This is a genomic window from Streptomyces sp. NPDC057136, from assembly GCF_042670885.1.
Taxonomy (GTDB): Bacteria; Actinomycetota; Actinomycetes; order Streptomycetales; family Streptomycetaceae; genus Streptomyces.
In genome coordinates this window covers 1-9158 of record NZ_JBHUUV010000081.1, presented here as the reverse complement: position 1 = coordinate 9158, position 9158 = coordinate 1, and the positions used below count along the sequence as shown (strand labels likewise).

Sequence of the window (9158 nt, the reverse complement as noted above, 5' to 3'; positions counted from 1 at the left end):
CCGTCGCCTGGGACGGCGAAGCACGGGCGGTCCTCGAAGTCGCCGACGCGGTGAAGGACACCAGCGCGGAGGCGATCCGCCGGCTGCGGGACCTGGGGCTGACCCCGATCCTGCTCACCGGCGACAACAAGGCCGTCGCGGAAGCGGTCGCGGCCGAGGTCGGGATCGACGAGGTGTACGCGGAGGTCATGCCGGAGGAAAAGGTCGACGTCGTCAAGCGCCTCCAGGCGGAGGGCCGTTCGGTCGCCATGGTCGGCGACGGGGTCAACGACGCCGCCGCGCTCGCCCAGGCCGACCTGGGTCTGGCGATGGGCACGGGCACGGACGCCGCGATCGAGGCCGGTGACCTGACCCTCGTACGCGGAGACCTGCGGGCCGCGGCGGACGCCATCCGGCTGTCGCGCCGGACGCTCGGCACGATCCGTACGAACCTGTTCTGGGCCTTCGCCTACAACGTGGGCGCGCTGCCGCTCGCCGCCGCCGGACTGCTCAACCCGATGATCGCGGGGGCCGCGATGGCCTTCTCCTCGGTCTTCGTGGTCGGCAACAGCCTGCGCCTGCGCGGCTTCCAGGCCGCCGACAAGTAAAAGCAAGCGAGAGGGGCGGACCCCAGGGGCCCGCCCCTCTGACATTGAACGTCCCTGGTGAGGCTGTCGAACGCCCCGGTCTGAGACACCATGCTCAGATGGCACGCGTCACACCCGGCGGCTGCCGTCCGGGGTCCTCCTGCGGCGGTTGATAGTGTCCCGCGCGGAGGTCGAACGTGAACGCGAGCAGAGTGGTACGCCCAGGCGGGGTCCTGGGGCACCTCCTGCTCGTCGGAGTCTTCGCGTTGGCCGTGTTCCTCATGCACACCGTCGGGCATGCGGACGGTTCGCCGGTCCACGGCATGTCCGCCGCCTCGCACAGTGCGGGACACCCCTTCGAAGAACGAACGAGCTACGGCTCCGTGCAACTGTCGGCTCAGCACGACGGGTCGTCGGCGCTCACCAGCCCTTTCGGCGGCACGGACATGGCCTCCCTGTGCGTCGGGATGATCAGCGCCTTTGCGGGCGCTTCCCTGCTTCGGCCCGCGTTCACTCGTCACGTCGGCTGGTCTCCCGCCAACGGCTCATCATTCGCTGAAAGGTTGCGGTCCGCCTCACTGTCGCGAGAACCCAACCCGGCCCGCTCCCGCTTGCCGGTCCTGCGGGTATAGGCCGCCTCACGCTTCCGCCAGCGGCTTCCCGTACGACCGACACACACGAGGTGAATCAAGCATGCCCGCCTTCACGAACCCGTTCCACCGACCGCGCACCCGCTCACTCTGCGCCGTGGGCTCCGTCGTTGCCGGAACTCTCCTCCTTGCCGCCTGCGGCGACAGCACTCCCGACGGCGGCGCCGCTGCCGGGGGCGAGGGGTCCAAGCCTGCCCCCGCCCTGCACAGCCACATCCATGGGCTGGGAGTCGACCCGGAAGACGGCAGGCTCTACGTGGCCACCCACGAGGGAATCTTCACCCCGGATAACGGAGGAGGCCCGCAGTTGGTCGGGGACAGCACGGACGACTTCATGGGCTTCACCGTGGCCGGTGCCAAGACCTTCCTGGCCAGCGGCCACCCGGCCCCCGGCAGCAATCGGCCGGACAACCACGGGTTGATCAAGAGCACCGACGCCGGAAAGTCATGGAAGTCCGCATCGCTCAAGGGCGAAGCGGACTTCCATAGCTTGGACTATGCGAAGGGCGTCATCTACGGGTACGACAGCACGGGCGGTGTGCTGCGCATGAACGAGGACGGCACGAACTGGAAGGCCCGTGCGCGGCTGCAGGCCCTCGACTTCGCCGTCAATCCCGCGGACCCGAGCCAGGTCGTCGCCACCACGGCGGATGGCGTGGCGCGCAGCACGGACGGCGGCGCGACCTTCGGTCCCGGCGAGGGGGCGGGGATGGAGTTCCTGTCCTGGGCGTCGCCGGGCTCGTTGTTCGGGGTCGACTTCACGGGCGCTCTGAGTATCAGTTCGGACGGCGGCGCCAACTGGAAGAAGACGGCTTCCGTGCCGGGAGGAGAACCTCAAGCCCTGACCGCCGTCGACGAGCGGCACATTCTCGCCGCTACCCAGGACGGCATCTACGAGTCCCAGGACGCAGGGAAGACCTTCACAAAGCGCCTCTCCGTGGCAAGCGGCGATCACCACTGACATACGCCAATTCACCGGACCTACCCGGCGGGCTGCTCGGTGAGAGGCGTTGTGTGCGAGGCGACCGGCGTCGAGCAGCAGCTTGTTGAAGCCGCGCTGAGCCTGCCGCTCGGCGCGGCTGCAGTCCTGCTGAGTGTCGTCTGACCCCCGCATGGGGCAACTGGAATGCCTCCGTCACCGCCGACGGCGCCTTCGTGGCGGCCATCACCGTGGCAATGGTGTTCCTGCCGCGCGGCGACAACCTCCCCAAGGGCTGCCCGGCCGCCGACCTCTGGGAGTTCCGTCCGGCCGCGATCGGCATCCAGGCCGCGCTGCGGACGGTGTTCGGGCCCTCCTCGGCTACCTGGCCGAACGGATCCTCGCACCGAGTCCCTCAAGGCCGCCTGCCGGCTCAGGCCGCCAAAGTCGGCGGAACCACGCGGCGGGAAAGACCGGGGGCGCGCCCGGCTCATCCCGGGGCCTTCCCTCGGTCCCCGCGCTTCCCCGGCACGAACCCTGCTCCTACGCGGCTCCCGAGCCGCCGAGAACTACCACTCAACGAATGGGCACGGGGCTCGTTTCCCCGGAGCGGGGCCTGCCCCGTCTGTGGCGTCACTCACTCGCGCGATCCCCGACCCCTCGTTGAAGCTAATCTTCTAAGGCGATTAGTATTCGCGGAGCTTTCGCATCGGCCGCCCACCCGCCCGGGATGGCGGCAAAGTGCCGCCATGTCCACCATCGCTCACGCGGATCCGGGGAGGGCACAGTCCCGGCTCGGCGGCCGAGCAAGAAGGAGCTCCACAGTGGCTTCCCATCGCCGCCCGAAGCAATCCGGTCCGCGCTACACCGGTGTCCTCACCGTCACCGCGGCGGCGGCCGTGGTCCTCTCCGTCCAGTCGGCTTCGGCCGACCCCCTGCCCGACCCCAACAAGAAGGGGGTCAAGGCGCAGGTGGACCGGCTGTACGAGCAGGCGACCCAAGCCACCGAGAAGTACAACGGGGCGAAGGAGAAGGCGGACAAGCTCACCAAGCAGGTGGACACCCTGCGGGACGAGGCCGCCCGTAAGCAGGGGGAGCTGAACAAGCTTCGCGATCGGATCGGCGCAGTGGCAGCTGGCCAATACCGGTCGGGCGGCCTCGATCCGTCCCTCCAGTTGTTCCTCTCCGAGGACCCCGACACATACCTGGAGAAGGCATCTGCCCTCGACCGGCTCGGCGAACAACAGACTGCCGCCCTCCAGCAGTTCCTCTCCCAGCAGCGCGCGCTCCAGCAGCAGCGCAAGGAGGCGTCCGAGAAGCTGCGCGACCTCGGCGCCGCGCAGAAGGAGCTGGGCAACCGGAAGACGGAGATCCAGGGCAAGCTCGGCGAGGCGCAGCGGCTGCTGAACACCCTGTCGGCGAAGGAGCGGGCACGGATCGCCGAAGCGGAGGACCGGGCCAACCGGGATAGCGCTCGGGTCGAGCTGGGCAACGAGGCGAGTGGGTCCGAGCGCGCCGCCTCGGCCTTCGCGGCAGCAAAGAGCCGGGTCGGGATGCCGTACGTCTGGGGTGCGAGCGGGCCGAGTTCCTTCGACTGCTCCGGACTGACGTCCTGGGCCTATCGCCAGGCCGGCGTGACCATACCCCGCACCTCCCAGTCGCAGGCGAGCTCCGGGGCGCGGATCAACTCCCTGAGCGCACTCAAACCGGGGGACCTGATCATCATGCGCAGCGACTTGAGCCACGTCGGTTTCTACGCGGGCAACGGCCAGATCCTCCACGCCCCCAAGCCGGGCGCTCAGGTGCGTTACGAGTCGATCGCCCGCAGCGGCATGCCATTCATGTGGGGCGTTCGCATCGACTGAAGGCACGGCCGCGTGGTCCTGCCCCCTTTCACCGCGGCCACAGCATTGTTGAGTCCTCAATTTATTTCTCGACTACTCAACGAGGCCGTGACTGCCCACTCGAATCCGACAACAGATCGAGCCTGCACACGATTTATTCACGCCATGTTCCACACGGAATTCCGAACCGCGGCGAATACGCGGTTAAGATAACGCCATGATTACAGCCCGGTCGCGCTCGCGTGCGCCGCATTCCCGCGTTTCGGCGGGGCTGCGACGCCTGTTCGGCCTGGTTGCACTCCTGTTCGGTCTACTGGCCGGACACGGTGTAGAGACGGAAGCCTTCGCCGAGTTCGCTTCGCCGAACCTGGCCGCCGCATCGCAGAGCATCGTGGACGGTTCCGGTGGACACTCGCCGATGCACCCGACCCATGAATGCTCGCTCAGGCTTCCCGAGGGAACTGCGGCGCCCAACACCCCCGGCGCCTCCAGGCAGTCCGGCGTATTCGGTGAAGTCGTCACCGGTGAGCCGGTAAAAATCGATTCAGTGAAAGACAGTTCGCTTTCACCGGCATCCCCTAGAAATCTCGCAGTCCTTCAGGTGTAGATGCTCCCGCGCCACCTCCCCCGACTTGCGACCGTGCGGTCGGGAGTCGAACGGCGCGCTTTATCCCTACACCCCTTGAATTGCTGTGTGCGCCTCTCCGTCCTGCCGCCACGGGACCCGAGTCGGCGCGCCCATGGAGGAACTGTGCCAAGCCGCCCTTACGCAGGCCGGACCATCGAACTTCAGCCCGGCGTACGCCACTTACTCACCGCTATCGTCGGCGCCCTGATGGTGTCAGCAGCGCTCTGCTTCTCGCCCGTCGGCGGCGACACCTCGCACCGCGAGATCGGCATCGCCATGGCGATGGAGTGGGGCGGGAGCCACACCGAGGACCGGGCACCACAGCACCATGGCCATGGCCACGGTCACGGTCACGGAGCCGGCTGCACCTCTCCGGGTCTCACTCCCCAGGCTTCCGTCACGGCGCAGCACTCCGAACCCGGGGCCACGCCTCTCACCTTGCCCATGGGCAGCGACGCGACGGCCCTGGAGGCCCCCATCTCAAGGGCGGTCGCCTCATCAGGTGCCTCCCTGGCGCGGTCGGGCCGCTCGTTGCAGATCAGCGTCTGCCGGTGGCGCATCTAGGCCGTTCCCTTCGTGGGCCGCGTGGCGCGGCCACCGAACGGAACGAGTACCTGACGCGCACACCGAAATGAGAGCGGAACCATGCACTCCTCCACCACCGACGTCACACCCCCTGCCCGCACCGCCCTGTCCGGGCTGGTCGGCAACACCCCGCTGCTCCACATCTCGGAGCCGCTCGCCCCCGCGGGCCGCGGCTTCTGGGCGAAGCTGGAGGGCTTCAACCCCGGCGGCATCAAGGACCGCCCGGGTCTCCACATGGTCGAACGGGCCCGCGCCCGCGGCGATCTGCGCCCCGGCGCCCGGATCATCGAGTCCACCAGCGGCACCCTCGGGCTCGGGCTCGCCCTCGCCGGTATGGTGTACGGCCACCCCGTCACCCTGGTCACCGACCCGGGCCTGGAGTTGTCCATGACGCGGCTGCTATCTGCGTACGGGGCCCAGGTCAACGTGGTGTCCGAGCCGCACCCCACCGGCGGCTGGCAGCAGGCCCGCCGCGACCGAGTGACCCAGCTCCTCGCACAGCACCCCGGATCCTGGTGCCCGGATCAGTACAACAACCCCGACAACATCACCGCGTACACACCGCTCGCCCTCGAACTCGCCACCGAACTCGGCCACATCGACGTCCTGGTGTGCAGCGTGGGCACCGGCGGCCACTCGGCGGGCGTCTCCCGCGTCCTGCGCCAGCTCTACCCGGACCTGACGCTCGTAGGGGTCGACACCATCGGCTCGACGATCTTCGGCCAGCCGGCCCGGTCGCGCCTCATGCGCGGACTCGGATCGAGCATCTACCCCGGCAACGTCGCGTACGACCAGTTCAGCGAGGTGCACTGGGTGGCCCCGAGCGAGGCGGTGTGGTCCTGCCGTCAGCTCGCCGCCTCCCACTACGCCACGGGCGGTTGGAGCGTTGGCGCCGTCGCCCTGGTCGCGGGCTGGCTCGCCCGCGCGCTGCCCAAGGAGACGCGGATCGCCGCGATCTTCCCCGACGGGCCGCAGCGCTATCTCGGCACCGTGTACGACGACGACTACTGCGCCGCCCACGGCCTTCTCGACGGGCCGCCCGCACCCGAACCGGATGTCATCGGCCGCCTCGACGAGAAGGAGGTCACCCGCTGGACGCGCTGCACCACCGTGGTCGACCCCCTCACACTCGCCCATGACGAGCAGGTGGCCGTCGACGAGGGCCTCGCGGACACCGCGGAGGAGCGGGTCTGATGAAAGGCACTCTCACCCAAGTCCGTTCGTACGAACGGAGCGTGCAGCTGCTGATGGTGAACCAGTTCACCATCAACCTCGGCTTCTACATGCTCATGCCTTACCTCGCGGCACATCTCGCCGGGCCCCTCGGGCTCGCCGGCTGGCTGGTCGGGCTCATTCTCGGCGTCCGCAACTTCAGCCAGCAGGGCATGTTCCTCGTCGGTGGCACACTCGCGGACCGGCTCGGCTACAAGCCCATGATCATCGCCGGACTCGTCCTGCGCACCGTCGGGTTCGCGACGCTCGGTCTGGTCGAGTCCGTCCCGGCGCTGCTCGCCGCCTCCGCGGCGACGGGCCTGGCCGGCGCGCTGTTCAACCCGGCCACCCGCGCCTATCTCGCCGCCGACGCCGGCGAGCGCCGGGTGGAGGCGTTCGCCCTGTTCAACGTCTTCTACCAGGCGGGCATTCTGCTCGGACCGCTGGTGGGCATGGTGCTGACCGGGGTCGACTTCAGCGTCACCTGTCTCGTCGCGGCGGGGATCTTCGCCGTGCTGAGCGTCATCCAGATCCGTGCCCTGCCCGCCCGCCGAGCCGAAGAGACGAAGGAGAAGGCCGGCGAGGGCGTGCTCAGCCAGTGGCGGGGAATCCTCGCCAACCGCCCGTTCCTGCTCTTCTCCGTGGCCATGATCGGCTCGTACGTCATGTCCTTCCAGGTCTACCTGGCGCTCCCCCTGGAGGTCCGGCGGCTCGGCGGAGAAGGCACCTTCGGCACAGCGGCCGTGGCCATCCTGTTCGCCGTCTCCGGGCTGAGCACGATCCTCTTCCAAACCAAGGTGACCGCCTGGTGCAAAGCCCGAATGGAGCCGGGACAAGCCCTCACCTGGGGTCTGCTCACCATGGGCACGGCGTTCCTCCCGCTCCTCGCCGTCACAGCGGTCCCTGTGCCCGGCGGCGGCATCGGCCTGTGGCTGCTGACCGCCGTACCGCCGGCGTCGTCCGCGCTGCTCCTCTCGGTCGGCACGATGATCGCCTACCCCTTCGAGATGGACACCATCGTGCGGCTCTCGGGCAACCGCCTCGTGGCCACGCACTACGGCTTCTACAACACCATCTGCGGAATCGGAATCACCGTCGGCAACCTGCTGACCGGCGCGGCGCTCGACGCCGCCCGGAAGGCCGGATTGTCCGCACTGCCCTGGCTCGCACTCACCTCGCTCGGCCTGGCGTGCACCGCCGCGCTGTACGGCCTGCACCGCACGGGCCGTCTCGCCGCACCCCCGGCCGAGGCACGCCCGGAACCCTTGACCGTCTGACCTGACACCCCGAAGCAGGGGGGCGGTCGCCCACATCGCGCCCGCCCCTCTGCTTCGCCTTGCCCCTCTCGGGAGTGAACCATGACGACCGCGCCGTCCCGGAAGTCCCGCACCATCGTGCGACTCCTTCCGTTCCGCGCCGTCCGCTACGACCCGCCCCGTGCCGGCGCGCTTTCCGCCGTGCTCAGTCCCCCGTTCGACGACATGAGCCCCGCCCATGCCCGCGCACAGCGCGCCCGGTCGCGTGATGCTCTGCCGCGGCCGGCGCCAGACCACGGCAGAGCGGACGGTTTCGCGGTGGGTTAGCTCGCGCCGAGCATCTTGTTCATCTGCTCGATCTCGGCCGTCTGCGCCTTGATCACCTCGTCTGCCAGCTTGAGGGCGGGGCCGTACTTGCCCTCCGCCTTCTCCTTGTTGGCCATCTCGATGGCACCCTCGTGGTGCTTGATCATCATCTCGGCGAACATCTTGTCGAACTCGGCGCCCTTGGCCTTCATGAGCTCGTCCATGTCCTCCTCGGTCATCATGCCGGGCATGCCGTGCGCCATGTCGTGGCCCTGACCGGACATGTCTGCGGGGACCTCCTCGCCCCACGACGTCAGCCAGCCGGACATGGTCTTGATCTCCGGGTCCTGGGCGCCCTTGATCTTCTTCGCCAGGTCCTTCGTCTCCGCGGACGAGGCCCTGTCGTCGGCGAGATCAGCCATCTCCACGGCCTGCCGGTGGTGCTGGATCATCTCTTCGGCGAAGGCAACGTCCTGGGCGTTGTGGTCGCCGGCCTGAGCCGAAGCGCTCGGAGCGGGGGCGGAGGAGCTGGACTCCATGGCCCCCATGTCGTGCCCGCCGCCGTTGCCGTTGCCGCCGCAGGCGGCGAGAACGAGGGCCGCCGCTCCGGTCGCGGCGACGAGGGCGGTACGGCGGATCAGCTTGTGGTGCGTGTTCATTGCGAGACTCCTGGGTCTGTCGTCTGTCGAGGAAGGCATGACGATGGGCGCCGGCCCGCCAGGTGGGCAGGGCGAGACGCCACGGCGCTTCCTAGATCCGCAGGAGTTGGAGTTCGGACAGTGACGGCGGGGCACGGCCTCCGCCGGGTGCGGTAGTGCTCCTCGTGACGAGCCCGGCGGCGGACTCCCCAGGACAGATCAGTGTCGGCTGCAGCGCCGGAAGAGCGATCGAGCCGCTGACAGCGGCCGAGGCACAGGTGGGGTCAGCGTGCTGGCCCTGGCCGCCGTGCCCGGAGCAGTCGTGATCACAGTGGTCCGACGCGTCGAGAACCACAGACGCGGAGCTGTACGACGCAGTCGTCTGCGCCGCCGAGGGGCCGGGCCCCATGGCGTGCATGCCGAGCAGCCCCAGAAGAACGGCAAGAACAAGAAGTCCGTGGTTCCGCAGCGCCGGCTGCGGGACCACGGACTTCTTTAAGACGGTCATGAGCCCCAACAAGGCCCGGTCTCTTATACACAACTGAAGCTGCCGA

The 9158-nt window shown here is 68.8% G+C and carries 9 protein-coding genes and 1 pseudogene; 8 read left to right on the top strand and 2 right to left on the bottom strand.

Features of this window, described 5'->3' with window-relative positions; genetic code table 11:
• From ACFT7S_RS38425 to ACFT7S_RS38390, 8 genes and pseudogenes are all read left to right on the top strand, one after another.
• The coding region (locus tag ACFT7S_RS38425) for an HAD-IC family P-type ATPase (protein WP_382741146.1) at nt 1-587 on the top strand (587 nt) is incomplete at its 5' end.
• 672 nt (nt 588-1259) lie between these two features.
• On the top strand, nt 1260-2177 hold the full coding sequence (locus ACFT7S_RS38420) for a F510_1955 family glycosylhydrolase (RefSeq protein WP_382741143.1): 918 nt from the start codon (nt 1260-1262) through the stop codon (nt 2175-2177).
• Between the two features lie 140 nt (nt 2178-2317).
• A pseudogene (locus ACFT7S_RS38415) lies at nt 2318-2494 on the top strand (CbtA family protein); the annotation flags it as partial.
• Nucleotides 2495-2959: 465 nt separating this feature from the next.
• On the top strand, nt 2960-4000 hold the full coding sequence (locus ACFT7S_RS38410) for an NlpC/P60 family protein (RefSeq protein WP_382741140.1): 1041 nt from the start codon (nt 2960-2962) through the stop codon (nt 3998-4000).
• Nucleotides 4001-4196: 196 nt separating this feature from the next.
• Complete coding sequence (locus ACFT7S_RS38405) at nt 4197-4586, top strand: hypothetical protein (RefSeq protein ID WP_382741138.1); 390 nt, start codon at nt 4197-4199, stop codon at nt 4584-4586.
• A 144-nt stretch (nt 4587-4730) separates the two neighbouring features.
• Nucleotides 4731-5171: a hypothetical protein gene (locus ACFT7S_RS38400; protein WP_382741135.1), complete on the top strand. Its 441-nt coding sequence runs from the start codon at nt 4731-4733 to the stop codon at nt 5169-5171.
• Between the two features lie 81 nt (nt 5172-5252).
• Nucleotides 5253-6386, top strand: a complete 1134-nt coding sequence (locus ACFT7S_RS38395; protein WP_382741133.1) for a PLP-dependent cysteine synthase family protein — start codon at nt 5253-5255, stop codon at nt 6384-6386.
• Nucleotides 6386-7681, top strand: a complete 1296-nt coding sequence (locus ACFT7S_RS38390) for an MDR family MFS transporter (protein WP_382741130.1) — start codon at nt 6386-6388, stop codon at nt 7679-7681. The genes ACFT7S_RS38395 and ACFT7S_RS38390 overlap by 1 nt, the downstream gene beginning before the upstream one ends.
• 302 nt (nt 7682-7983) lie before the next feature.
• Here the strand turns inward: ACFT7S_RS38390 and ACFT7S_RS38385 are convergent, their stop codons facing one another.
• On the bottom strand, nt 7984-8625 hold the full coding sequence (locus ACFT7S_RS38385; RefSeq protein ID WP_382741127.1) for a DUF305 domain-containing protein: 642 nt from the start codon (nt 8623-8625) through the stop codon (nt 7984-7986).
• A gap of 91 nt (nt 8626-8716) precedes the next feature.
• Nucleotides 8717-9112 carry a DUF6153 family protein gene (locus ACFT7S_RS38380; protein WP_382741124.1) on the bottom strand — a complete coding sequence of 132 codons (396 nt, stop codon included), beginning with the start codon at nt 9110-9112 and terminating at the stop codon, nt 8717-8719.
• Nucleotides 9113-9158: the final 46 nt, after the last annotated feature.